Consider the following 25,248-nt stretch of genomic DNA (forward strand, 5'->3'; position numbering starts at 1 on the left):
TGGTTCTATTTTCTTCTTGGTTTCAAGGCAGACAATCCATGGGTTTTGACTGTCTGAAGAAGATATGGCCAGGCATTTCGACTAATCTTGATGCTTCTTCCCTTGGCCAAACGCTTCATCTGTGCTTCGTAATAACTCACACCGATAATAGGACCTAGCGTCTTATCAAGCTTTGGAAGTCCTGTTGTTAGGCGTGGTGTTGACAGCTGAAAATCACTGTCTTCTCGGTAGTCTTTGACGAGACTTGGGCGCACGACAAAGGGTCTGGCAAGACCAATCATTGATACTCCCTCCTCAATCGCTTCTTCCATTTGAGTGACCCTACGAAAACCACCTGTTGACACAATGGGAACTGAAGTAAGGTCTGCTAAGGTGGCTGCATAAGTGAGAAAGCCAGCACCACTCTCGTATTCACCACCAAAGACAGGAGTTTCATAATTACCACCTGAAATTTCAATCAGGTCAATGCCCAGCTCAGACATACGCTTTACCACATATTTGCAATCCTCAAAACCAAATCCTTCTTCTTTAAAGTCAGAAGCATTTAATTTCAAGGCAATGGTAAAATCAGGTCCCACTTTTTCACGAAGTCCTTGGTAGATTTCAACGAGAAACCTCAGGCGATTGTCTAGACTACCTCCGTAAAAATCTGTTCGCTGATTATCAGCAGGTGAGAGGAATTGATTGATCAGATAACCATGAGCAGCGTGCAATTGCACCCCTGCAAATCCAGCGGCTTTTGCACGTACGCCTGCTGCAATAAATTTATCTCTCGCCTCCTTTATCTCAAAAACAGTCATCTCTCTTGGCGGACGAAAGGCAGAAGCTGAATTACCTGAAATCGGAATAGCACTAGGTGCAATCGGTATTTGATTGATTGACCGATACATCTGTTTCCCAGGATGATTGAGTTGAAGCCAGATTGGTACACCTTTTTTTTGTCCAACTGCCGCCCATTTCTGAAATCGATTCAAATGAGCATCTGAATCAAGTACCACATTGCCCGGTTCTCCCAGATAGCGACCATCCACCATGACATTACCTGTCACTAAGACTCCTATATCCTGCTTGGACCAGTAATCATATAAGGCAAGTAAATCATCAGAGGGAGTTTGTTGTCTATCAGCCATGGTTTCGCTCATGGCTGACTTGAAAAAGCGGTTTTCTAAATATTGACCATTTGGAAGTGTAAGTCCATCTAATAATATTTTAGACATGACTAGCCTCCTTAAATGTAGCAATTTTGCTATCACAATACTCTATCAAGGACTGGCCTTTTAAAGAATCATAACCTTTTAAACTTGTCAGGGCCAATTTCTTATTAGAAAAATATCGTCCAGAAAGATTATTCACATGCGGTGATAATGCTAAAAAATAGCCGGTTTCAATACCTTGATTCACATCCTTGGTAAATGGTTTCATAAAAGTTGTTAATAATCGAGTTTGTAAATTACGTTTTACTCCATCATTACCAAGATTTGTTGAAATAAGTCCGGGATGATAGGCATTGACCGTAACTGATGAACCCTTCTTTTCTAAAGTATCGGCCTGTGAAATCGCCAACCAAATGGAATATAGTTTAGCATTATTGTAAGCCAATGCAGCGGAATAATTTTTCTCCAAACCAAAATCCAATACCTTAGACTGTGCAAAATGATGCATAAAGGAAGAGGTATGAATAACCCTACCTGATTTTGCTTTTTCTAGCAAAGGTAACAGCTCTGTCGTCAAAATATATGGAACTTGGACGGACAACATAAATGTCATTTCAATATTTTCAGCCGTCGCTACACGGGTATCTCCAAAGTAGGCTCCAGCATTGTTTATCAAAACATCTATCTTGTCAAAATCTCGAAGAATCTCTTCACTAAACTTATATACTTCCTCTAATTTTGAAAAGTCCGCTAAATAACCGTGAATCTTCTTACTTCCTGTTTTTAGTTGAATTTCACTAATGGTTACGCGTAACTTTTCACTGTTTCGTCCATGTAGGATGACTTCATGCCCCTCACTTGCTAGTTTCATGGCCAAGTGTTTACCAATCCCATCAGTTGAACCTGTGATTAGTATTGTTTTAGTCATTTGTCACCTCCAAAAATGCGATCAACTCTTTTGAAAAGTCCTCTGCATTTTGGAAGATTGAGCCATGACCTGCATTTGGATAGATGACAAGCTGACTGTTTTTGATTTTCTCATGCATGATATAGGAATTTTCAGTCGGAACTTGCATATCCTTATCACCATTGACAATTAGGGTTGGTTGTGTGATAAATGCCAAATCATCTTGAGGCTCCTTACCCCAACGTTTGATAGCCTTCAGCTGTACCAAAAATCCGAGGATTTTTATTTCCTTATCAGCATCCGCAGCTTTTCTTTCTCCCATTCGCCCCAAAACTTTTTCTGCTTCAAGGCGACCTGCTTCATCATGGTTGTAGAAAATGTAGCGTTTTGGATCTACGCGCTCTAAGCCAGCCTTTAGCATATATCGGAAGGTTTTTCCCGTCACTTTATCTATTTCTACACCACCACGGTAACCTGTTCCAGCTAGAATCAGACGATTAACAAGCTGACTATCGTGACGAACAATTTCTTGGGCGATAAAGCCACCCATTGAAAGACCGAGCAGATTGATTTTATTATGTCCAAGAGCTTTGATAATAGAAATAGCCTGCTCTGCCATCGCTGGGATAGTGGATGCCACCTTACCCTGACTGGCTCCTACGCCAGGCAGGTCTAAAACGATGACATGTTCTTTTTCAGCCAATAAATCCAATAATTTGGGATCCCAGTTATCCAAGGTTGCAGCCAAGTGAACCAACATGACCAGAGGCAGATTTGATTTGCCCTTACCCAGTTCACGGTAGGCAATCTGGTTGCCAGCGACAGTTATATATTGATTTTTTGTTGTAATATAAGACATGACTTTCTCCTATTTTGCAAAACTGAGGACAGTTTTTCCACGTGAGCGACCGTTGGCGACCTTGTCCAAGGCTACGTTGACTTCTTCAAATGGGTAAACGGTGTCGATAGACGGTTTGATTTCAAGTTGGCTGAAAATATCTGCCACTTCTTGTAGCTGTTGCCCATTGCTTTCTACGAAGATGAAATGATAGTTCACACCGTAACTTTCAGCCATCTTGTCAAACTTGCGACCGACCAAACCAAACAAGAATTGCTTCCATTTTGGTAGATTCATGCGTTTGGCAAAGGCTCCGTTTGGCATGGCACGGAGGGATACCAACTGACCACCTTTTTTCATAATCGACATTTGTTTTTCGGTTTCTGCACCACCGAGTGTATCCAGTACATAATCGATTTGGGACAGGGTTTGGGTGTAATCTTCTGTCTTGTAGTCGATAAACTGGTCAGCTCCCAGCGCCAATACCCGTTCTGCATTTGCACCATCACCGTTGGTAATGACTGTCAAGCCCTTGGCTTTGGCAATCGGAATGGCCATACCACCGACGCCACCTGTACCACCTGAGATGAAAATGGTCTTGCCAGCCTCTGCACCCATGAGGTCAAGGGCCTGCATAATAGTCAAGGCAGTCAGGGGAACAGCAGCTGCTTCTACATCGCTCAAGTAAGCTGGAACTTTGGCAAGGGCAGCAGCCTCGACCGCCACATATTCGGCAAAGGCACCGATATTGTCGAGGGGAAGACGACCAAAGACACGGTCACCAACTGTAAAATTAGTCACGCTTGAGCCTACTTCTTCGACCAATCCAACAACTTCATTTCCAGCTGTTTGTGGGAGCTTGTAAGGTACAATCAGCTTAACCTCACCACGAGAAATCATATTATCCAAAGGATTGACACCTGCTGCTGTCACTTTGACAAGGACTTGGTCTGGTTTGATGTCTGGCTTAGTAATGTCTGTTAGGTTGAGTGTGATATTGTTTTTGTTATAAGATGTGTGTTGTGCTGCTTTCATGGTTTACTCCTTTATTTAACAACTTGTATCTGATACAAGTTTATTTTTCCTTTAAGAAAATCTGACACTTGGTCAGATACGTTTTTTCTTGGCTGATTGGTAGAGATTGGTAATGACATCATCCAAAGTTTCTTGCCTTAGTTCTTTTTCAAGTTGCTCTTCAAGGTTTGAAAAAATAGGGGACATGGCATTTTCAATGTGCTTACCAACTGGGCATGCCTGGTTGGCATTTTGATGAATTTGAAAGAGATTGATATGTTCTACTTCTTGGGTAGCAAAATAGATTTCCAATAACGATATCTCTTTTGGTGATTTACTTAATTGATAGCCTGATCGCCCTTGTTGAGAGGTAATGAGTCCTGCATTTTTTAATAGCGCAATCACCTTACGAATGTAACTGGCATTGGTGCCGACACTTTCAGCTAAGGATTGCGAACTGAGGACTTCCTTGCTCTCACTTATCATTGTAAGAATATGAAGGGCAACTGAGAATTTAGTATCCATATTAACGACCTCCTTTCCTGTTGTTGTATCACCGACAAGAACAAGTTTATCAGATAATATTGAATTTGGCAACTATTATGCTTAAACATATTAAACTCGTGCTCATAGAAAAAAACTAGTACTAAGATAAACATAGCACTGTTTTGTTCAAAATGTAACACATAAATGATTAATTGTATTAGATTGTTTATTTATTATTAATGAAATTAATCGTCCAACTTCCAACACCTGGAAGAACAATTGAACCGGCAAGCATTGGTAAGATGGTTTGGCCAAAGATTACAGGACCATATTGACCCCCAAGAAGGTAGTTTGCTGCAATTGCTCCTAAAATTCCAAGGAGAGGATTAACAATCCAATGTGCCAATGAAACCTTTTTGCTCAGTTTTGAGGCAATAAATGTGATTGCTACTGAAATGATGAGACCGAAAAAACCAGATAAAATGATAGATAACATGAGATAAACTCGCTTTCTTTTTTTGATAAATATAGTATAATTCTTTAATTAAGTAATTAGAACGACAAGATGATGACAAAGTGTCGGTTACTATTTTTTAGTTTGTAAGCGACTGACTATCCAACTTCCAACACCTGGAAGAACAATTGAACCGGCAAGCATTGGTAAGATGGTTTGACCAAAGATTACAGGACCAAATTGTTTAAAGAGTAATTCGTTAGCTGCAACTGCACCTATAGCTCCCAAAACCCAATTTACTATCCAGTGGGCAAGAGTGACTCTAAATTTTAATTTATAAGCTGTAAAAGTCACTAGCATGGACACCGCATGTCCGAATAAAATTGTAATAGCTGTACTAATCATGAGATAAACTCGCTTTCTTTATTTGATAAATATAGTATAAAGTTAATATTAATTATTTTGAACGACAAGATGATGACAAAGTGTCGGTTACTGTTTTTATCGTTTCTACTACAGGAATTATTGACTATTTTTAATGTTTAGTAAGGCTTGTTTTGATTTTTCTAGGTTTAAATTTGTCAGATAAGGGACTGCCTGGTCTAATTGAGCATCAGAAAAGTGCCACCATTCTAGTTCGTTTAGAAATGTAATCATTTCAGTAGAAAACCGATAACGAATAATTCGTGCAGGATTGCCCGCAACAATAGCATAGTCTGGCACATCTTTTGAAACAACTGCATTACTGCCAATAACTGCACCATTTCCGATAGTCACCCCAGGTAAAATTGTTGCATTCCGACCAATCCAAACATCATGGCCGACTATAGTGTCTCCTTTTTCTGGTAAATCTTTCACAGTCATACTGGTTTTATCAGCCCATTCGTTTTTAACTAACATAAACGGATAGGTTGAAAAAGATGTCATAGAGTGATTTGCTGAAGGCATAATAAATTCTACTCCGTTTGCAATACTAGTAAAATTTCCAATGATTAAATTTGATCGCCCTTCTTTGTTATATAGGACATAGTCACGTTCAAAGTCCTCATGGATATTCTCTTTAGCAAAGTAGGTATATTTTCCAACAAAAATATTTTTGCTCTGTATGGTATCTTTTAGATAAAAGTTTTGTGATTTTGTCATTGTGAGCTCCTTTCGATTATGCTAGCTATTATACGCTAGTGTAACACCTGGCAACACGACAAGTTTTGAAAAAAGTGTTGGATTTTGTTATAATTAATCAAAATTTGGAGTGAACTATGGAAAATAAAGCACCATTAAGATTGCAACAAGCCCTAATTAAATTATTAGACCAACAAGAACTCGATCAAATTTCAGTAAGCAAGATATGTAAAGAAGCTGGCGTTCATCGTTCAACATTTTATTCCTACTATGATCATCAATATGAACTTTTAGAAGATGCTTTACAAGGAATTTCTAAACTTTTCGATGAGGAATATGAGTTAGAGCAAGCGAAACTACAACAAACTTCAGATATAGATAGTATTTTGGATACTTATTATTTAAAGCCATATCTACTCTTTATCAAAAAACATAGAAAGTTATACCGTATCTATCTAGGAAGGTCTCGGGAATTTAATAAAGAAGAAACGTTTTCCTACCACATGGAAAAGACATTTTCAACAAGACTTAAATTCAAAGGCATAAAAGATTCTAGGCAAATAGAATTGACTGCGCGTTTTTACGTAGCCGGTCTACGAGCAATAATAAATGATTGGGTGCTAAGTGATTGTTTAGACGATGTCGATGACATTATTCGAATCATTCATGAAATTGTATTTTAGGAGTATCATTTTGGAAAAAATTGATAAACAGTTACAGTTCGTTAAAGATTATTGGCAGTACTTTTTACTAGCCAATGCTTGTATGCTCATCTCTAGCGCTTTAGTTATCACTAAAATCCTTCCAGATAGAAGTCTATTTAACATTCTTGCTAGTGTTTTATCAGGCATTGTTGCTGTTATTGACGTATTTCTACTAGTACAAGTTGTTCGAAAACTAGTTAATAGCGTATCTCTTTTTCAAAATACATATTTGACCAGCCGTGTCTCACTTTTAGTTGGGACATTCTATAATGCTGTCTATGTATTATTATCCCTGATTTCGGGGTACCTTCATCAATCAGTTTGGTATTTGATATTTGCTTTTTATCATTTAACTTTTGCCAGTGTCAAATTTTTAATTGGAAAACGTTTCCGCAAAGAAGTCGAGGAAGAAGACTGGAATAACTATGGCAGAGTGGGAGTTTTCATCCTCTTTTCATCAGGAGTATTTTTAGCAATATTCTATTTTGTTACAACAGGGATGGACAAGGTTAATTCAGCTTTTCCTTTGTTAGTTTATCTTACTGCACTAACCACATTCATCAATTTTATTAATTCTTTTTCTAGTCTGTTTCGCTATAGAAAAAATCCATCTCCTCGAGAAAAATCTAGTAAACAGATAAGTTTCACTAATTCATTATTTGCACTATTCTTTCTCCAAACTATGATGTTAAAACAGTTTGGACAAGCAGATAGCCATGAAAGTAAACTATTTTTGACCTACGCTCTTGGACTAAGTGTGCTCACTATCTTAATTGGGCAAGGGCTGTTTATGATACAAAAAGCTAAAAAACAACTCAAAAACTTAAAATAAGTTTATGAGTTGTTTTTTATATTATTTCCTCAGCTTTTCCCTACATATATTTTTATTTTTGTAGCTATGAACTCAATTCAAATAGATTTCGTATTTTCTTTCTTGTCAATGTAATTATGTCGTCCAGATATCATCTTTATTAGTGTTTCCAAATTGATTACTAGGTTTTCGTATTTTTCAATTTTGCTGTCCATCTGATTTTGAAAAAGAGCAATTTCGAATTCAATAAGTCCAATCGTTACATCCTGCGATAAATTCAACTTGGAACATTCATACTTAGCTAATCGCTTGGTATCTAGATTCTCGCTTTGTAGGTTAACAACTACTTCTGCCATCTTGTTTAAGGTGGCAGTTTTTTCTTGTAGATTTGTCAAATCTATATCTAGCTGTGCAATTTCTTCAACTAATTCATCTTTTAATTCAAGAAATGTTTTGTTTTGAGTGTTTAGTGTCATTAATAAATTGATTTCTTCTATTTTTTGTCGGAGATCGACCAAACTTATTCGTTTCTTATAAGGTAGAGACCTATTGTCAAATGTCAGTTGGCGAATCAAGTCTCTCCCCTTCATAAAACGATTCTTTTCTGAGTTCTCTTTATGATAAACGAAATAAGAAGATGTTTCTCGAACAAACACCTGATACTGTTTCTTATTTTCTTGTTCTAAGATATTTAGTTGATGATTCGGAATGAAGATTAGTCCTTCTTGTCCAATCCCCATCCAAACTTTAATAAAAAGCCCATCTGAAACCATCTTTTCAACTTGCTCCTCAGGAATCTTAACTTCAAACTCATGTACAGCATCTCTCTTAGTTTTATACGTTTCATATGCTTCGGTTATTTCTTCTACGGACAATGTGTCTGAATGCTGTTGTGACTCAAACATTTCAAATTCCGTTTTTACTTCACTATTATGAAGTACTTCAACCACATCATGTTCTTTGAAGTAGCTCTCAAAATACGTAGTGTCATAAAGATTTTTCTTACTTAATGACTTATTTGGTATGGAGATGCAGCTTTGTCCATCAGAAAGAACAAAATCTATCGTTTTTATTTTGCTCTTCAATTCCAATCCCAGAAACCCAGCTTTCTCAACTAAATCATCAAATGAATTGGATCTTGGCAACAAAAATTCTAAAATCTGTTCAATCTTTTTCTTGGAAAAGTAATGTTGAAAGGATTCTTTTGAATAGGGTTCCCTCTTATTCAACTTATCTCCTCGGATGACTTGCTTCTTATCCCTATCTGTCATGAAAAATCGACTATGTTTCCTTGAGAAATCCATTTTGACATTTAGTTGCTCAGCTTTTTGCATAAAATCATTGAAATCAATTGAATGTTCCATGAGAAAAAATAACCGCTGCTTCAATTCGTATTTGTGATTAGAACGGCGATAGACTTCGTAATCCCTATGAGAATAGCGTTTAGGGGGAATGATTTTGGCACCAGCTAATTTAGAAATTCTATCCGAAATCATTTGCAAATTTCTTTCAAGAGCGTAGTCCCACTTCAACTTTTTTTGAGATTGGCAGTCGATTGAGTTGATAATAATGTGATTATGATAATGGTCCTGATCAACATGAGTGGCTACAATGAATTTATATTGACCACCTGTCAACTCTTTTACTGTTTCATAGCCTATGCGGTTGATCTCCTCTGGACTTAATTTATCCTCGGGTGAGAAAGACTGAATGATATGATGAGCAAATATTTTCTGTTGCTTTTTCTCTTGTCTATCAAACCGTGAATCGTAGAGTTGGTCATTTGAAAGGAAGTTATTTTGATACATCTTTACCAGTTCCATATAGTCAGGGAAGTCAAGATAATTGCTCATCCCAAAATCTGAAATCAAAGATAATTTCCTGGTCTTCTTTGGATTAAGAATATACTTGATTAATTGACGTCGGTATTTTTTCCCATGAACAGCATAATGCTTAGTGATGACCATAAAATTCTCTCAATCGTTGACACTTTATGTCAAAATCGTGTTGCAACTGTTTTTCTAACTCAGCTATACCGAGCTGCAATCCTTTTACTTGTTGAAGACTTAATAGGTGGCTTTGATTTACCGCACGTGCAATCTGGTTTATATTATTTCCAATCCTACGAATTTCAAAAATCAGATCTTGAAATCCGCTTGTATCGATTGTAATAAAATTCATACCAGGATCAAGTAAGGTTTGTCTGGCATAATGAGAAAAGCTTGGACACTGACTCTGAGCAAGATTTTTGTTGAGGATAATTAATTCTTGATCACTCAAATATACCTTTTTCAAATTGGTCCGATAACGATTTTCCATAATAGCTTACCTCATGTACTTGCCTTTGAATGAATGGCTTAATGGAATACTTATCTCAATTTCCTTCATCAAGTCTTTGACACAAGTCAAAATGATTTCAAGATGTTCCATAGTGACGGATTGAGACGACTTTGCTAGAACAAGTATTTCATGTACATCCCGGTAAATATGTTCTACTTTTTGGTGCTGTAAATATTTTATCCATTCTACAAGCTGCTGAGATGATTGGTGGTTTATTTTCAATAATTTACCTCTAGCAAAAGGGGAAAATTGTTCATATCCCTCCTGTTCCATCAAATTTTGTATCTGTTGATACTCTTCTATTGAGAAATTGACTTCCTTACGTATCTCTCTAACTAGGTTTCCCATGCTACATCCTCCTGATTCTTTATTATCGGTATATCCCCGCCCTCGTATTAGACACGGCACTGCATAATATCCTCCTTTTAGGTCTTTGCGAGCTCAGATATTGTGTCCACAATATCCCAAAAATCATATCGCCAGCGGATCAAAATCTTCCAGTTTTGACAGCTAACGATAAGATAACTTGGTGGCTCCGCCCCCAAACCCCCAGTGAAAAATTGAGGTTTTATTTTCTTAGGAATGCTATTAGAATAACAAGGATAATTTGGAAAAGTTATCACATCGTAGAAATGAGGGTAAGAAAAAAGAGAGCTGAATGGCAATGTCATTAAGTTAAGGATCCTACTCCAATATTTATTGGATAGGGTCTTTTTATTTTTCAATAAAGTGATAAACTAAAATAAAAAAGTTGTTTTCCCATGGTTTAGTCTATACAAACAATCCTAGAATCTTGCATCTCACAACTCTCATCAGACATATCTTCCTATATTGTCGAACCAGATAAAGATTTTACCCGTGCCAGAAAGTGCTCCTTTCAACAAATGGTTTCTGCTATACTAAACATGGGCGGTCAAACACTATCAATAGAACTCATCAATCAAGACTTACCCATTTCAAAGGCTGCTTTTGTCCAAAATCGATATAACATTAAGCACCAAGCCTTCCAAGATCTCTTCAACAACTTTACACAGGCTGTTCTTCCGAAAACCGAACTTCCTATTTTGGCTGTTGATGGGTCGGATATCCATATTCCAGTCATACCTGAGGATACGGCCTCTCATTTTCCTTCAAAATCAGGTGGGAAAGCCTACAATCTCCTTCACTTAAATGCCCTCTTTGATTTGGAAAGCAAGCTCTATTGTGATGCCTTGGTTCAAAAGAGACGAGATGTTGATGAACGGAAGGCTCTGATTGATATGATGGAGAATTCTCCCTTTCGAACAAGCTTTCATTGTGGCAGATAGGGGATATGAATCTTATAATTTGATGGCTCATTGCCAAGAAAAAGACTGGTTCTATCTGATTCGGATTCGAGATGGGAAAAACAGTATGAAGCAAAGTTTGGACCTTCCCCCTACCGAAACCTTCGATCAATTCTTTACCTTGCAGTTAACCCGCCGACAAAATAAAACTACGAAAGAGCTTCTTGCAAATAAGAATCAATACAAGTTTATTCCCAGCAATCAAACCTTTGATTTTCTTACTAAAGAATGGGAAAGGGGATCTAAAGAAGAGTTTTACCCCCTTTCTTTTCGCATGGTTCTGTTTCAAATAGCTCCAAATAAGTATGAGACCCTCGTGACCAATTGCGATAAACCTGTAGACTATTTAAAAAGCCTCTATGCCCGTAGATGGGGCATAGAGACCGCTTTTCGTCACTTGAAATATGCACTTGGGATGGTGAGTTTTCACGCTAAAAAGCTGGAAGGAATTCTTCAGGAAATTTTCGCTCGCCTCACCTTTTACAATGCCGTCAAAATGACCACTTCTAAGGTCATCATTAGGGAGCGAAAAACAAAGTATAGATACAAAATCAGCTTTTCAGATGCCTGCTATATTTGTCGTCTATTTTTCCGTCACCAAATACCTTCCAAGCAAGTTGAAATCTACGTCCAATCCCACCTCTGTCCAATTCGACCTGATAGACAGGCAAGGAGGGAAGTTCGTCATCAAACACTTGTAGATTTCACTTATAGAATAGCATAAAATCGGACAAATGAATACAAAAAATAAGGATGGAAAGCCTCTTTTTGTGCTGGCTAAATACAAAAATCCCAAGTATCACATCAGAAAGATACTTGGGATTACACTTTATAGATTATCTACACTGAGTTAACTTAATGACATTGACCTGACGGGTCCTTTCTACTATGTTTTTATAATATAGCGCCATTACTTTCTGTGACTTTTTTGTACCAGTCATAGGAGTCTTTTTTGCTACGCTCAAGCGTACCAGAACCATCATTGTTGCGGTCGACATAGATAAATCCATAGCGCTTTTTCATCTCACCTGTCGTAAAGGAGACACAGTCGATACAGCCCCAGGGCGTATAGCCCATGAGCTCAACGCCATCTTCATTGATGGCTTTTTCCATCTGCTGGATATGACTACGCAGGTAGTCAATACGGTAGTGATCATGCACACTGCCGTCTGCTTCTTTAACATCAATGGCTCCAAAACCATTTTCCACAATGAAAAGTGGTAACTCATAGCGCTCGTAAAAGGCATTGAGAGCATAGCGCAACCCTTCTGGGTCAATAGCCCAGCCCCAGTCTGATTCCTTTATATACGGATTTGTGACAGAGTAGGTAGACCCGCCATTCAGGTTTCGAGACACGTCTTGTCGGGCGGTGGAGTCCACCGTGTTGGACATGTAGTAGGAGAAGCCGATGTAGTCCACTCTTCCATTTGCCAATGTTTCCTTGTCTTCTTCTGTGATAGGAATTTTGAACCCCTTGCGCTCAAACATCTTGAGAGCATAGCGGGGATAGTGCCCACGCACCTGTACATCACAGAAAAACCAACGGTCATGCATCATCTGCTGAGCTAAAACTTGATCAGCAGGGCGAGCTGAGTAGGGATAAACAGGTACCATAGCAATCATGTTTCCAATTTTAAAGTCAGGGTTAATTGATTTCCCAATGACAACAGCCTTGGCTGAAGCTAGCAAAGTATGGTGAGCGCAGATATACATAGCTTCCTCAGGATTGTTATACTCGCTAAAATGCGCACCAGAATTGGTCCAACCGAAGATGTCGTTGTGGTAGTTCATCTGGTTGTTAATTTCATTGAAGGTCATCCAGTATTTGACCTTATTCTTATAACACTTGAAAACCACTTCCGCAAAACGGACAAAGCAATCTACTGTCTCCCGACTCATAAAGCCGCCGTACTTTTTGGCAATCCCATAAGGCATTTCAAAATGAGACAGAGTGATGACAGGCTCGATTCCGTATTTGAGAAGCTCGTCAAACACGTCATCATAAAAGGCAAGACCTTCTTCATTTGGCTCCAGCTCGTCCCCATTTGGGAAAATCCGTGACCAAGCGATGGAAGTCCGAAAACACTTGAAACCAAGGTCAGCAAAGAGGGCAATATCTTCCTTGTAGCGATGATAAAAATCAATGCCTACATGGTTGGGATAGTAATTACCCTTAACAACGCCATCCGTGATGACACGGGGTACACCGTGAGCGCCTGCCGTCATGACATCTGCCACAGAGAGACCTTTAGAAGTTTCTAAAACCCCACCTTCAAATTGATGGGCAGCCAGGGCTCCACCCCATAAAAAATTCTTTGGAAAAGTCATTGGGTAACTCCTATTTGTTTCATCAATGCGTAGGCGGAGCCTAGAAGATTGGCATCGTTTTGAAATTGACAGGCCACCACTACTGGAAGTGTTAAGTGCTGATTACGGGCTTTTATGGAATCATGTAAGATTTGTAACTGGTGACTGATTTCTTGAATCAGAATAGGTTGGCTACTAACGCCCCCTCCTATGGCAATTCTGTCCAAGTCCAAAACCGTGTCAACGGTCAGGAGCACATTTGCCAAGTCCTTGCAATATTGCTTAAACAAGGGCTGCAAAATATGGTCTCCCCTGGCAATACTGTCAAATACCAATTCTCCCTTGGCTGATGGCAGGCCTAAGATTTTCGCAGCTGCTTCGACAAAGCCGACTGCGGACAAGGAGTCTCCAATATTTGGAATGAGGCGATTAGAAAGGCTTCTATCCTGACCGGTGTAGGCGATAAAGCTAAGCTCACCCGCTTGGAAATGACTGCCTTCTAGCACTTCTCCATTTATCAATATAGCTCCGCCAATGGCTGTCCCCAGCGTCACAACTAAGGACTGTTTGCTGCCGACAAGCGTACCTTGCCAATATTCAGCTAAGGCTGCTGCCTTTGCATCATTGATGGTCAGAAGATGGCTTTCAGGAAAATCATCTTCCCCAATAAGCTTCGTCAACTCCTGCTGATCAAGGTAGGGAAGAGAGCCGCCATGTTCAATCAAGTGGCTCCCTTTTTGAACCTTTCCGGGGCAACTGAGGGAAATCCCGTCCAGCTGCCAGTCAGCTTGGAGATTTTTCTTGACCGCTATGAGCTGTGTGACTAGGTCATCGAGGTTGTCTGGGGTAGACATTTTCCCTTGGTGGACAATCTGACCTTCATCTGTCACGACAGCGTACTTGGTATAGGTGCCGCCGATATCAATTGACAAAAACTGCATGGCTGCCTCCTTTCAAAATCTTTTGATTGGCACTAGCCCAAAGGTAAAATCCTATGATAACCCATAGTGTACTGAGGACTGGCCAGACCATGAAGGACAGACTAGCTAGTAAACTTAGTCCAACATTCATAGCTGCTAGGCGGATGCTCACATGCACATCACCCGCTACCTCAGCGACAAGCTGCCTCAATTCCATTTTCTGACCTTGCACCATTTTCCATAGATAGCGAGGTATAGCCGCTGCAAAGTATAGAATGGTGCTGCATAAAAGAGCCAGAATAATGACCATAAGAAAACCGCTAGAGACTTGAAAAGCCAGATAAAAGCCACCGAGTAGAATCACTCCGAATGCGACGAAAGGTAGATTGGAAAGCAAGTAGCGTTTAGTCAGAAAATAGCTAAATTCCTGAATATAGGCAAGGAAGAGGTTGGAAAAACTGCCCATGTCGCCTACTTGTCCTGCCAATTTTGTCAGTGTAGCAAGAGCTGGGCCGAGGGTCACCAAGGGCAGACAGGAAATCAAAAAGAGAAGGTTGAGACAAGCTGCCATCATCCATTTTTCAAAGCGGGTGTACCAGCCTGTCTGTGAAAACATCTTGTCATGCATAGGAGCACCTTATCCTTTCTCTGCGCCATCTGTCGCCCCGTCTACAATCTGTCTTGAGCAGAGGATGTAGAGGAGAAGGATTGGCAATAAGGTCAAAATAACAGCTGCAAATGTCAAATCCCAGTTACGGATGAAGTCACTCATGTACTTGTAGACACTGAGCATGAGGGTTCGCTTGCTGGAGCTGGATAAAAAGACCATAGGGATGTAGAAATCATTCCAGATACGGATACCATTGATTAGTCCCAGAGTAAAGAGGACAGGTCGGGTAATCGGTAGGATAATCTGGAAGAAAATCCGGAAATCACTCGCCCCGTCAATCCGTGCGGATTCTTCGATAGATGCTGGAATGTTACGGAAGAACTTGGTCAGTGTAAAGACTGGAAAGGACATGCCTGCAATATAGAGCAGGATAACACCAGATATGGTGTTTAGGAGTCCCAGATTGCGCATGATGACAAAGAGCGGCATCACGCACAGCTGCACTGGAAACATCATACCAAGAAGGAAATAATTGCTCAACAGCGTTTCGTGCTTAAACTCATAGCGACTAATCCCGTAAGCGACCATGGCACTGAGGAAAATCAGTCCCACCACACTTATCAGCGTAATGGTCAGACTGTTAAAAAGGTAACGGAAGAAATGGTCCTCTGTCAGCACGCGCACATAATTGTCCAAGGTAAAAGCTTTTGGAAAGCCGAAGGTATTGCTGGCCAACTCTGAACTAGTTTTAAAGGAGTTCATAAAGGTGATGGCCAACAGCACCAGCGTGATGGAGGTAAATAAGAGTAGGCAGATGGAGATGATATTTTTTAGAAGGGTATCTTTTTGCTTCATATTAACGAACACCTGCCTTTTCTTCTAATTTACGGGTCACAAAGGACATGAGAGCTGTCATGATGAGGATAATGATAAACATAACGACAGAAATTGCTGCACCAAATCCCATATTGGATTTGCCATTCAAAGCTGTACCAAAGGTATAGCGGTAGAACATGATATTGACGAAATCAAGTGAACCGTCTGCTCCACCTGTCACACCACCTAATAGGAAGGGCAGGTCAAAGACTGCTAAGGCCCAGATAGTGGACATGGTCATATTTGTCGAGAAGGATGATAGCGACATAGGGAAAATGATGCGGGACAATTTAGTCCATTCATTTGCACCGTCCATATCTGCTGCCTCTAGAAGAGAAGGCGAAATCACTTGCATGTCTGAGTAGAAAATCATCATCCCTGTGCCAATCCCTTGCCAGAGGACAACTCCAATCAGAATCGCAAAGGCCATCTTTGGATCCCCCAGCCAGAGTTGGGCTGGCAAGCCAATTTTCTCCAAGAGGTCATTGAGACTACCGATATTTGGGTCAAAGAGAAGAGTTGTGAAAAATCCGATAATGGTCGAACTAATGACGTAAGGAAAGAAGAGCATGAGTTTAAAGTAATTATGACCTCTGACCTTGATAAAGAGGAAATAAGCCAAGATAAACTGGACAGGTGTCACGATAAACCAGATACAGATTATATATTTTAGGTTATTCCAGATAGCATTGGCAAAAATGGGTGCCACTGTCTTGTCTGTAAAGAGAGTCACAAAATTGTCAAGCCCGACAAACTTCATAGGTCCAATCCCACCCCACTCAAAGAAGCTATAATACATAGCACAAAAGAGCGGAATAATGGCGAAAATGGTATAGATGATAAATCCAGGACCGATAAAGCCTAGCTGAGGCCACTTTTTAAAAAATGCACGCATAAGAAGTCCTTTCTGTATTAAATGCCCCTTGAGAAATCGATTTCTCAAGGAGGCCAGTAAGTTAATCCATGGCTTTTCCAATCTTGTCCATGAGTTCATCAACTGTCATAGAGCCATCAAGGACTTGAGTGCCTTCTTCTTCCCAGATGGAGGCTGCTGAGGTATCCCCTGAGGAATGTTTGGTCAACATAGATTGCCATGTGCCTACTTGACGGTCAGCATCTGCAATTTCAGAAGTCACACCTTTTACGGATGCAATGTCGGCACTACCAGATACAGCTTGGAGTTCTGTGACATAGATTTCTTGTGCTTCTTGTGTCGCCACGAAATTGAGGAAGGCTTCTACTGCTGCTTGATTTTCAGAGTCTGCATTTCCTGAGAATCCATTTGCAAATGATCCCATCATCGTTTTTTGACCATCTTCGCCTGGAATGTGGAAGGCTCCAAAGTTGAGGTCTGGATTATTTTCAGCAATGGTCTGATTCATCCAAGAGCCGTCAATGGTCATAGCTGCTTCGCCTGTTGTGAAGGCAAGAGTCTGACCATTTGTGTCCACACCTTTAAAACCATCACCGAAGTAGCCTTTTTCTGCCCAATCTACAACTGTTTGTAAGGCATCACGTGCTTCATCAGAATCTGCTTTAACCGTGTAATCATTAAAACCTGCAGCGTAATCAGGGTATTTGGTAGCAAGAATATACTCATAGACCCAGAGCAGTTGCCATGAGCTCATGCCTGATAGGGAGATCGGTACATATCCCGCATCCTTGATGGTCTCCAGCATGGATTCAAATTCTTCAAATGATTGGGGCTCAGAGAGGTTTAATTCTTCAAAAATATCTTTATTGTAGTAAGCAACACGCGTATCAAAAGCCATCCATGGTACGGAATAGGTCTTGCCATCGATTTGTGCTAAGTCAAAGGACTCTTCGTTGAGCGCAGATAAGTCAACTGAATCGGTGATGTCCAGTACTTTACCTTGTTCGACATAGGTGGCCATATTTTCAGTCGCAGTCCCATTTGTCCAGAAGACATCAGGACCTGTGCCAGACTGGAGAGCTGTGGTCAAGAGTGAATAATAGTCGTTGCTGGCTTTTGATTCGTATTCGACTTCGACATCTGGGTACTCTTCCTCAAAAGCTTCGATGACTGCTTCAATCGCCCCGTCATAACTTGGGTCGTGTTCCCAAACGACTAAATCGCCAGATACTTCCCCATCTGCCGATGAGGAACTGCCGTTGCCACAGGCTGCAAGTAGCATCGCGGAGCAAACAAGGCCGAGCCATTTGATTGATGTTGATTTCATGAGTGTTCTCCTTAAATTTTTAATTTTTTTCTACGATTACTTGGACTCCTTCTGGAGCCTGATAGGTCAGGTCGAGGCCATTTGCTGTACGCTTCCAGCTGACAGATACCAGACCTTTTGGAGTGATGACTGAGCCCTTGGCCCAACTGAGATGCCCGATTTTGGGGGAAATAAGTATCCGATTGAAACCAGGGTCCAAAGGCTGGATTCCCAGAGTATATGTCGGAAGCACATAGAGTGCGACCGCTCCCCATGCATGACAGTCACTGCGTTCGCCATCTACTGCCTCAATCGAGGTTGTCAGGTTTTTGGCCAACATAGCTCGCCAGATGTCCCAGTAGTGATCGCTGAGTTCATAAAGATTCACTTTAGCCAAGGCCTGAAAGAGGTAGAGCGACATAGCCACCGAGCACTGGGCAAATTGTTCAGGTCGTTCAACCGTCGTAAGAAGGATTTTCCTGCCCTCTTCTGGACTGACTAGACCGGTCAGGATGCCAAAAACTTGTGCATGCTGACTGTAACGATTTGTTGTCGGTCCATCTTTTAGGAATCCTTGACTGTCCATTGTCTGGCTGATTAGTGATTTTTTCAATTTGATTGCCGACTGCTTCCAAGTTGCATAGGCAAGTCCATCATCCATGACTAGAGCCAGTTCTTTTGCTGCTTCTAATCCCATCAGATAGAGCAAACTTTCCAAGGTAATCTCATCGCCGCCTGCCACAATCGGGACACCAGATGATTCCTGCCACTCTTTGGTCCAATCGATAAAGGACCAGTGGGGTGATTTTCCATTTTCCGTCCCAATTCTCTCAACCAAACCCCTTGGTCCAATATGATTAGAAAAGTAAGCCAAAACCTTTTGAATGGTCGAAAAATGTCTCTCCACCAGACTTTTGTCTCCAAAATACTGCGAGTGATCCAAGACCATCAAAATGTAAAAAATAGAAAAGGTCGGGATAATATTATCAGCGTGAGAGGGGGCAGCACCATTTAAGAGACCTGACTGAAACTGGCTATCCTTGAAGTAATCCATCGCCTGTCTTGCCAGTCTATCATCCGCAGATACCGTATAGGTATAGAGAGCTTGTGCCCGTGTATCCATGACATATTGGAGCTGCTCATAGAAGGGACAGTCTTCGTAGGTCTCATGCATACATCGCCGCAGGGTCCGCTCGCTGAGCTCCCAGATTTTTGATAGGGACTCATCTGAGGTCTCAATCTGCGTCTGTACTTGAAGCGGATAGCCTGTCTCCTCGTAGTCAAAACTACCAAGCAACAAGTCCTCCTCCACCACCTCAATCTCTAAGCGAATGAATCGGAAAGTCCGAAACCAGTAGGGTTCAACAGTTTCAGGATGTTCTTGACTGCCAAAACCAGCCACATGATAGTCATCTTGGAAACCTTCCAGATGACCGTTTTCAAAATCCAATCGATTTCCTTTAACTGGAATATCGAGGCCGTTGACCATGGTACGTTCTGGAAGGGCATACCCTTCTGATTGTAGAATCCGCATTTGACTTTTAGTACCGTTAGCGACTTGCAACTTGAGAAATCCTGTCATCTCCTCGCCAGCGTCCAGTTCGACCATGTGACGACTCTTTGCAGGTAAGGTAAGAAAGGGAGTCTTTCCTGTCAACCAATCTTGCCAGACCTCCTTGTCTTGAGTTGACTCCCTCACCACTAAGATGCTTTTGAACCGTCGTGCCTTTCGATAGAGAAAGGGAATTGTCCGTTCTATCAGATATCGCTGGTCTTCAAACTTAATTTCAGTTGCGGTAGGCCAATTGAGCTCACTAACTGGCCTCAAGCACCAATCCCTCAAATCTCGATTGCCAGACCGTTTTTCATAGAGTTGTAAAGGGGCAAAGACAGGTGATTCAGAAACCAGTTGGACTTTTTGATTTTCATAGACTGACCAAGTAGCGTCGCTATTTAGCTCGGGATGAGTATCCGAATGAAGATAGAGACCCGCTTGACCAGAGCCTATCAGCGAAAACATCCGATTGCCACTAGACTCTGGATAGGTCAAGACAATCACACCAATCTGATTCAGTCCAACCTTGAGAAAATCTGTCACGTCAACCGTATCGATATATCTCGTTTTTTGACTAGAACGCTGAGGTCCAATCTCGGTCAATCGACCGTTGATATAGAGTTTGTAACGGTCTGACGCGAGTATTTGTAGCTGACACGTCTCAAGTTTTTCGAGAGAGATATCTTTTCGGAAATAAATTTCCCGACTGCCTATCCTATTGTCACTGTGTAGACCAATCCATTTGGCTGCCATGACCTACCTCCTTTCTATGAATCTAGTATAGTAAAGCGCTTACAAGTTTTCAATGATTCCATTATCAAAAAAGATTGATATTTTCTAGATTATTTTGTAGAATTTTAATATAAATTGATATTATTTTGTCAAATTGTGCGGAAGGATTGACTAAATATGAACAAAGATCAACTCATCAAGAAACTCTATACCTATACCCCCATTGAAGAAGAGCTCATGAAGCATTATGAAATCCGAAACGATTACAAGTTAATTGAGGATTTCAATGCTAATTTAGATAGTGATTCTTCTAAAGAAGTCATGTCTAGCATTGTCAGCAAGTACATCAGCGAAGAAGGAGAAGAGCTGCCCTTGTTTCCTGTCGATTACTTCTTCTCGGAGGATGATTTGATCAAAATCAAGGTGACCCAGCATACTCGCTACTCGACGCCCATTCCTCACTATCATAATTTCTACGAAATATTGTATGTCTACGAGGGGGATTTTGAGCAGACCATCAATCATCAGACAATCCGCATGAAATCTGGGGATATTTGCATCATCTCGCCTGGTGTCCATCATTCTCTGGATGTGAATAATTACAGTATTGTACTCAATCTCATCATAGAAAATGACACCCTGATTAGATTTTTACGAGACGACTTTTCTACCAGCACTTTTTTCGCTCCGCTTTTGCAGTCCGTTTACGCGACTCCTTCAGACTACCCATTTTACATCGTAGAGACATTTGGCGACCGCCTCATCAAGGACCTCTTTTTATCCATCTATCTGGAAACCTTAAACAAGGAAACCTCCTATCCCGCCCTAATCCACTCCTACCTTCTCCAGCTCCTGACCCAGCTGGAACGCCAGCATCAAGACTCCACCACGGTATACAATACCTTGAAAAATCAAGAGTTGCTGGACTTTAAGCTCTTGAAAAAAATGGATCAGGAATATGCAACCATTACCCTCGCGGCTTTGGCCGAGGAGTTTCACTATTCCAGCCAGTTTATTTCCCACCGTATCAAGCAACTGACCAATAAAACCTTCCAAGAATTTATCACTGATAAACGCTTATCTGTCGCCTGTCAGCTCTTGGAGCATTCTAATTTTAAAGTCAAAGAAATTTCCTACAAAGTCGGCTATCAAAATGAAGAACATTTCAGTCGCCTCTTCAAAAAACATTTCCAAGCTCCCCCCCTCCAGTACCGCAAACAATTTAACAGCGCCTTTAAAGCATAAGAAAAAGCACCCGTGGGTGCAATGTCATTAAGTTAAGATCCTACGAGGCTGGGCAAAAACTAGCTTCTCACAAATCGAGTAGAGGCTGGGCAAGACTCTATTGCTACGATTCAACGATGACACATATTTCAAAAAACAGGCCAAAATAATTGGTCTGTTATTTGTAATTATTGCTCTCTCGCCTACCTTGTCTAAACCTCTCAATGTTTTTTTCCAATTGTTCCGTGTTAAGTTTATTTTTCGCTTCCTGAATTGACCTATCAAGACTTTGTTCCTCATCGGTTATAACGCTTTGAGATATTTCAACTCTCCTATCAGGCTTGAAATCTGGATCAAAGACCACATCTAGGAGCTCTTCTACTTTGGTTAGTTCACTATCTGACATCTCTGATAGTCGATGAATCAGTCGTTTGAATTGATCCTGGTTCTGTTTTTTCTTTTGAAAAAATTTCATTATCTTCTCCTTAAATCGTAAAAAGGTAGCCCGCATAGGACTACCTGACTTATAAATCATCAATGGCTACTGAAATAGCCTGTAACTTTTTATTTTGGATTTTCTTTTCATCAATCAATTGATGAAGTTCTTCAATTTGCTTCTGACAGGCTGAAATATCCTTGTTGTTTTGTGCAATGGTATCTGCCAAGTGCTGTTTGTAGTCACTTGTAATATTTACCTTCTTCGGCTGATTTTGTTTTACTTTTAATTCAGGCGTCTGTACATCTTTAGATTCTGACTCCTTTTTTTGCTGTTCAAAAGCAGCCACATAATCTACTTCTTCAATTAGTTTTTCATCCTGTTTTTGGAAAAGTGCAGCGATTTTAGCTCTTTCTTCATGGGACGATGTCGGTTTCACATCATCTAGTGGCTGATCAAAATTCCATGTTTTACTCATTCTATATCCTCATTTCTGTAATCTGGGTGTAGTGTGTTTGCTTTACCAAAGGCTTGCTCTAGTGCTTCATGAAATGACAAGTGACTAGATTGTTGCCGTTTGATAAAGGTACTGTACATAGCTGTTTGTAGTTGGTCACGATAGTGTTCCAATTTCTCCGTCTCACGTGAGACCTTTTCTTCTTGCCTAGCTACTTTTTCAGCTAGACGTTCAATCACACTCATAGGGTGTCCTCCTTGTCACATTCTAGATTATGATAGCGGACTTGATTTTGTTATCACAATTCCAATGCATGCTCCCATTTAGGTGGAGGATGATTCCTAATGACTTGTGTTTGAGCTGATTGGACAACGTCTCCTAAAGATATTTCCCTCTGCTGTTTCACAATATCATTCCAATCTGACTTTGTTTCAAGTCCCTGCAATGGTGGTAAATCTTGAGAAATCGGAAGTCCTTTATCTGACAGTTTCTGACAAAATTCTCTTCCTGCTTCATCGTTATCAACAGCCAATGTTATGACATTTGAATGAGTTTGAAAAAAGGTTGTCGTCTCTTGTATTGCCTGAAGATAATGGCTAAGTCTGTTTGGTTTTACTGTATCTAGAAATGCCAATTTCCCCTGTTCCTCTGCTGCTAGACGCAAGGTCTGATAAGCAATCACTGAAAGTTTTAAGCCTTCCATTGAAATCAGGCGAACATCGGATAATTGCTTTTGATGAAGCTGATAATAACTCATCATATCGATAACGGATTCACAAAAAATGAGTCGATTGGGATTCCCAATATCGAAACTAATACCGACATGGCCATGAGAGCCTTTCATGATTTTTTTGAGATAGTCTCGATCATGTCTTTCTTCATTTTTGACGAGACCTTGAAGGCTTGCTGCCTGTAAGGTCCCATTATGATCAAAGCTTTTAAACACTAATACTGGCTCCGTTTGATAAGTAGCTTGAGCAAGCAATCCTTGTCTGCCAAAGGTATTAATAGTCTGATCACTTAGACCCCGAATGTCTTTTAAGTAAATACGTGCTTTCTGAAAGGGTTCTTCACGCAAATAATATTGAAATGGTTGATAAACCTCTTCTATTACTTTGGTCTGTTCAAAATCTCCAGTTTCAAGATAGGATACAGCCTCTTTGAAAGAAACACCTGCCACTAATTGAACAAAGTCAATCACATCCCCTTGTATATCTCTTGAAAACCATTTGAAAGTATTGGTATCCGCAAAAATCCGAAAGGAATCATGGTCTGGGTGTTCATAAATGTGTCCTGATAATCGTCTAAAAGAATACCCCAGACTTTCAGCCACATCTAAAATAGCCTTTTGTTTTACTGCTTTAATTCGTGTCATCTTGTCTCCCTATCAAAAAAAGTAGAAGACTGTCTCCTGCTAGTTGTTCTCGCTTGTTGTAGTTCCTTGGATCGTTGGTATGCTGGAATTAGCACCATTTGTGGCTTCTTTCATGTCCTCTAGTTTCCCATTCCAAATGGTCAACTGATTAACCAGGAGCTTGTCGGAAACTTTAGAGTAGGACAACATAACCGTCTTGTTTTCTGTCTGAGTGGTTCGTTGTTGTTGCTCACTCAAATCAGAAACATAGGTCACTTGATAGGTAACTTCCGCCAGTGCAACATTGCTTTCTGTATTGACATAGATACTGGATGATTCAAATCGGTAGTCAAGTATGTAATCTTTATAAACTTGGTTGATCGCTTTATTCTGATTTGCTTCCTCTTCTGAAAATGCCGAATCCGTCATGTAGGGTTTGATACGACTGTTATTTTCTCCTAGCTGAACCTTGGTGAAATATTGAGTGAGAAATTCATTGACAAGATCATCTGATAAGACCGTTGCTTTTTCTTCCTGCTTTTCCTTTGTCACAAGTTTATTGGCTTCTGCTCGTATTTGGTGCTCAGTTTGCTTTGAAACGGATTGTGAGCCAATCGTATATCCAATCATGACCATAAAACTGACTGCAATTAAACCTCCTACTCCAATCAGAAATCGAGCTTTCACTTTATTTAACATGGCTTACTCCTTTATTAGTGATAGCCTCATCATAACAAGATTAGCTTGGAGATTTTATCACAAGAAAAAGGACTACCAATCGGTAATCCTCCGTGTTAGACCATTCTATTTTTCCACCACTTCATAATAAAGCTTAAAACGAGAAATAGATTCAAAACAATAAAAAATCCTGTAAAACTCCAAACACCATTGGTGGCTAAATCTTCTGTATAAAGGTATCTCTCAGTAAAGAAGAGGTAAATTCCATAGATTTCAATAAAGACTGATCCACCGATGAGTCCGATAAGGAATAAAGTACTTGAAACTTTCAGAATCCGATAAAAGACAAGCAATATTAGTCCTATTGCTGCGATAATCAAAAGGCTTTGTAGAATTTGTTCCAACATCTTACACCTCTTTCTGGACTAATTGCTTGCGATAATAGTCAGCCTGTTCCTGGTCAAGTTCATCAAGTTGGGCAACCAAGTCAAGGTATTCCGCTTTCGTTACCTCATCTAAGCTTGGAAAATCATTCTCACGACTCGTGATGATGAGTTCCAGCTGTCCAGTGATTTCACGCTTTGAGAAGCTATAATCAAGCGTTTCATCTTCATACTGTTCCTTTAAGGTTTGGTAGTTACCTCTATCCTCTGTACTCGCAAAGCCTTGTGCCAACCATTCTTCAAGTCGATAACGCATTTCTTCTAGTGTTTGGGCCATGATCTATTCTCCTTTTGTGATTTCTTGACTTCATTTTACCGCGT

30 protein-coding genes are annotated in these 25,248 nt (G+C 40.3%); 5 read left to right on the forward strand and 25 right to left on the reverse strand.

Annotated features, from left to right (window positions below; all coding sequences use genetic code 11):
• Nucleotides 1–5 precede the first annotated feature (5 nt).
• The 8 genes from BTR42_RS08030 to BTR42_RS08065 all read right to left on the reverse strand — a co-directional run bounded on the left by BTR42_RS08030 (nt 6) and on the right by BTR42_RS08065 (nt 5,996).
• Entirely contained in the window at nt 6–1,217 is a 1,212-nt protein-coding gene (locus tag BTR42_RS08030) for an NADH:flavin oxidoreductase/NADH oxidase family protein (RefSeq protein ID WP_077497187.1), read from the reverse strand.
• A complete protein-coding gene (locus BTR42_RS08035; RefSeq protein ID WP_077497188.1) occupies nt 1,210–2,082 on the reverse strand; it encodes an SDR family NAD(P)-dependent oxidoreductase in 873 nt (290 codons plus the stop codon). Before BTR42_RS08035 ends, BTR42_RS08030 begins: the two co-directional genes overlap by 8 nt.
• Complete coding sequence (locus BTR42_RS08040) at nt 2,075–2,920, reverse strand: alpha/beta fold hydrolase (RefSeq protein WP_077497198.1); 846 nt, start codon at nt 2,918–2,920, stop codon at nt 2,075–2,077. The genes BTR42_RS08035 and BTR42_RS08040 overlap by 8 nt, the downstream gene beginning before the upstream one ends.
• Before the next feature lie 9 nt (nt 2,921–2,929).
• Complete coding sequence (locus BTR42_RS08045) at nt 2,930–3,934, reverse strand: NADP-dependent oxidoreductase (protein ID WP_077497200.1); 1,005 nt, start codon at nt 3,932–3,934, stop codon at nt 2,930–2,932.
• A 72-nt stretch (nt 3,935–4,006) separates the two neighbouring features.
• Nucleotides 4,007–4,438 carry an Rrf2 family transcriptional regulator gene (locus tag BTR42_RS08050; protein WP_077497202.1) on the reverse strand — a complete coding sequence of 144 codons (432 nt, stop codon included), beginning with the start codon at nt 4,436–4,438 and terminating at the stop codon, nt 4,007–4,009.
• 187 nt (nt 4,439–4,625) lie between these two features.
• Nucleotides 4,626–4,895, reverse strand: coding sequence for a hypothetical protein (locus tag BTR42_RS08055; protein WP_077497204.1), 270 nt, complete (start codon nt 4,893–4,895; stop codon nt 4,626–4,628).
• Between the two features lie 90 nt (nt 4,896–4,985).
• Complete coding sequence (locus BTR42_RS08060; RefSeq protein ID WP_077497206.1) at nt 4,986–5,258, reverse strand: hypothetical protein; 273 nt, start codon at nt 5,256–5,258, stop codon at nt 4,986–4,988.
• Between the two features lie 117 nt (nt 5,259–5,375).
• Nucleotides 5,376–5,996 (reverse strand): CatB-related O-acetyltransferase, encoded by a 621-nt coding sequence (locus tag BTR42_RS08065; RefSeq protein WP_077497208.1) that lies wholly within the window; start codon nt 5,994–5,996, stop codon nt 5,376–5,378.
• Nucleotides 5,997–6,112: 116 nt separating this feature from the next.
• On the opposite strand from BTR42_RS08065, the gene BTR42_RS08070 reads away from it, so the two are divergent.
• Nucleotides 6,113–6,658, forward strand: a complete 546-nt coding sequence (locus BTR42_RS08070) for a TetR/AcrR family transcriptional regulator (RefSeq protein ID WP_077497210.1) — start codon at nt 6,113–6,115, stop codon at nt 6,656–6,658.
• Nucleotides 6,659–6,668: 10 nt separating this feature from the next.
• Complete coding sequence (locus tag BTR42_RS08075; protein ID WP_077497212.1) at nt 6,669–7,511, forward strand: hypothetical protein; 843 nt, start codon at nt 6,669–6,671, stop codon at nt 7,509–7,511.
• Nucleotides 7,512–7,588: 77 nt separating this feature from the next.
• Here the strand turns inward: BTR42_RS08075 and BTR42_RS08080 are convergent, their stop codons facing one another.
• Genes BTR42_RS08080 through BTR42_RS08090 form a run of 3 tightly spaced genes read right to left on the reverse strand, consistent with a single transcriptional unit; the run spans nt 7,589 to nt 10,178 of the window.
• Nucleotides 7,589–9,457 (reverse strand): SAG1250 family conjugative relaxase, encoded by a 1,869-nt coding sequence (locus tag BTR42_RS08080; RefSeq protein WP_077497214.1) that lies wholly within the window; start codon nt 9,455–9,457, stop codon nt 7,589–7,591.
• Nucleotides 9,444–9,809 (reverse strand): plasmid mobilization relaxosome protein MobC, encoded by a 366-nt coding sequence (gene mobC, locus BTR42_RS08085; protein WP_077497216.1) that lies wholly within the window; start codon nt 9,807–9,809, stop codon nt 9,444–9,446. The genes BTR42_RS08080 and mobC overlap by 14 nt, the downstream gene beginning before the upstream one ends.
• Nucleotides 9,810–9,815: 6 nt before the next feature.
• Nucleotides 9,816–10,178 (reverse strand): SAG1252 family conjugative relaxosome accessory protein, encoded by a 363-nt coding sequence (locus BTR42_RS08090; protein ID WP_077497217.1) that lies wholly within the window; start codon nt 10,176–10,178, stop codon nt 9,816–9,818.
• 557 nt (nt 10,179–10,735) lie between these two features.
• Between BTR42_RS08090 and BTR42_RS08100 the strand changes: the two genes are divergently transcribed.
• Nucleotides 10,736–11,137 (forward strand): transposase, encoded by a 402-nt coding sequence (locus BTR42_RS08100; RefSeq protein ID WP_157769864.1) that lies wholly within the window; start codon nt 10,736–10,738, stop codon nt 11,135–11,137.
• Complete coding sequence (locus tag BTR42_RS08105; protein ID WP_077497222.1) at nt 11,127–11,879, forward strand: transposase; 753 nt, start codon at nt 11,127–11,129, stop codon at nt 11,877–11,879. The genes BTR42_RS08100 and BTR42_RS08105 overlap by 11 nt, the downstream gene beginning before the upstream one ends.
• A 170-nt stretch (nt 11,880–12,049) precedes the next feature.
• On the opposite strand, the gene BTR42_RS08110 is transcribed toward BTR42_RS08105, so the two are convergent.
• From BTR42_RS08110 to BTR42_RS08140, 7 genes are all read right to left on the reverse strand, one after another.
• Entirely contained in the window at nt 12,050–13,483 is a 1,434-nt protein-coding gene (locus tag BTR42_RS08110) for a 6-phospho-beta-glucosidase (protein ID WP_077497224.1), read from the reverse strand.
• Nucleotides 13,480–14,403 carry an ROK family protein gene (locus BTR42_RS08115; protein ID WP_077497226.1) on the reverse strand — a complete coding sequence of 308 codons (924 nt, stop codon included), beginning with the start codon at nt 14,401–14,403 and terminating at the stop codon, nt 13,480–13,482. The genes BTR42_RS08110 and BTR42_RS08115 overlap by 4 nt, the downstream gene beginning before the upstream one ends.
• On the reverse strand, nt 14,384–15,010 hold the full coding sequence (locus BTR42_RS08120) for a YesL family protein (protein ID WP_077497228.1): 627 nt from the start codon (nt 15,008–15,010) through the stop codon (nt 14,384–14,386). Before BTR42_RS08120 ends, BTR42_RS08115 begins: the two co-directional genes overlap by 20 nt.
• Nucleotides 15,011–15,019: 9 nt before the next feature.
• A complete protein-coding gene (locus BTR42_RS08125; protein WP_077497230.1) occupies nt 15,020–15,847 on the reverse strand; it encodes a carbohydrate ABC transporter permease in 828 nt (275 codons plus the stop codon).
• Nucleotide 15,848: 1 nt separating this feature from the next.
• Nucleotides 15,849–16,763 carry a carbohydrate ABC transporter permease gene (locus tag BTR42_RS08130; RefSeq protein WP_157769865.1) on the reverse strand — a complete coding sequence of 305 codons (915 nt, stop codon included), beginning with the start codon at nt 16,761–16,763 and terminating at the stop codon, nt 15,849–15,851.
• A 61-nt stretch (nt 16,764–16,824) separates the two neighbouring features.
• Complete coding sequence (locus tag BTR42_RS08135) at nt 16,825–18,024, reverse strand: ABC transporter substrate-binding protein (protein WP_157769866.1); 1,200 nt, start codon at nt 18,022–18,024, stop codon at nt 16,825–16,827.
• Nucleotides 18,025–18,088: 64 nt separating this feature from the next.
• Nucleotides 18,089–20,356: an alpha-L-rhamnosidase-related protein gene (locus tag BTR42_RS08140; RefSeq protein WP_077497236.1), complete on the reverse strand. Its 2,268-nt coding sequence runs from the start codon at nt 20,354–20,356 to the stop codon at nt 18,089–18,091.
• Between the two features lie 156 nt (nt 20,357–20,512).
• On the opposite strand from BTR42_RS08140, the gene BTR42_RS08145 reads away from it, so the two are divergent.
• On the forward strand, nt 20,513–21,580 hold the full coding sequence (locus tag BTR42_RS08145; RefSeq protein ID WP_077497238.1) for a helix-turn-helix domain-containing protein: 1,068 nt from the start codon (nt 20,513–20,515) through the stop codon (nt 21,578–21,580).
• Between the two features lie 157 nt (nt 21,581–21,737).
• On the opposite strand, the gene BTR42_RS08150 is transcribed toward BTR42_RS08145, so the two are convergent.
• The 7 genes from BTR42_RS08150 to BTR42_RS08180 form a co-directional block, all read right to left on the reverse strand.
• Nucleotides 21,738–22,034 carry a hypothetical protein gene (locus BTR42_RS08150; RefSeq protein WP_077497240.1) on the reverse strand — a complete coding sequence of 99 codons (297 nt, stop codon included), beginning with the start codon at nt 22,032–22,034 and terminating at the stop codon, nt 21,738–21,740.
• A gap of 49 nt (nt 22,035–22,083) precedes the next feature.
• Nucleotides 22,084–22,473 carry a DUF5945 family protein gene (locus tag BTR42_RS08155; protein WP_077497242.1) on the reverse strand — a complete coding sequence of 130 codons (390 nt, stop codon included), beginning with the start codon at nt 22,471–22,473 and terminating at the stop codon, nt 22,084–22,086.
• Nucleotides 22,470–22,697 (reverse strand): DUF5965 family protein, encoded by a 228-nt coding sequence (locus tag BTR42_RS08160; RefSeq protein ID WP_077497244.1) that lies wholly within the window; start codon nt 22,695–22,697, stop codon nt 22,470–22,472. The genes BTR42_RS08155 and BTR42_RS08160 overlap by 4 nt, the downstream gene beginning before the upstream one ends.
• A gap of 53 nt (nt 22,698–22,750) precedes the next feature.
• The gene (locus tag BTR42_RS08165; protein ID WP_077497246.1) at nt 22,751–23,827 is read right to left on the reverse strand and encodes a toprim domain-containing protein; all 1,077 of its coding nucleotides are present in this window, start codon (nt 23,825–23,827) and stop codon (nt 22,751–22,753) included.
• A 39-nt stretch (nt 23,828–23,866) separates the two neighbouring features.
• The gene (locus tag BTR42_RS08170) at nt 23,867–24,505 is read right to left on the reverse strand and encodes a peptidylprolyl isomerase (protein WP_077497248.1); all 639 of its coding nucleotides are present in this window, start codon (nt 24,503–24,505) and stop codon (nt 23,867–23,869) included.
• A 95-nt stretch (nt 24,506–24,600) separates the two neighbouring features.
• Complete coding sequence (locus tag BTR42_RS08175) at nt 24,601–24,891, reverse strand: DUF5966 family protein (protein ID WP_077497250.1); 291 nt, start codon at nt 24,889–24,891, stop codon at nt 24,601–24,603.
• A gap of 1 nt (nt 24,892) precedes the next feature.
• Nucleotides 24,893–25,204, reverse strand: coding sequence for a DUF5962 family protein (locus BTR42_RS08180; protein ID WP_077497252.1), 312 nt, complete (start codon nt 25,202–25,204; stop codon nt 24,893–24,895).
• Nucleotides 25,205–25,248: the final 44 nt, after the last annotated feature.

This window comes from Streptococcus gallolyticus subsp. gallolyticus DSM 16831, from assembly GCF_002000985.1.
In the GTDB taxonomy this organism is placed as follows: domain Bacteria; phylum Bacillota; class Bacilli; order Lactobacillales; family Streptococcaceae; genus Streptococcus; species Streptococcus gallolyticus.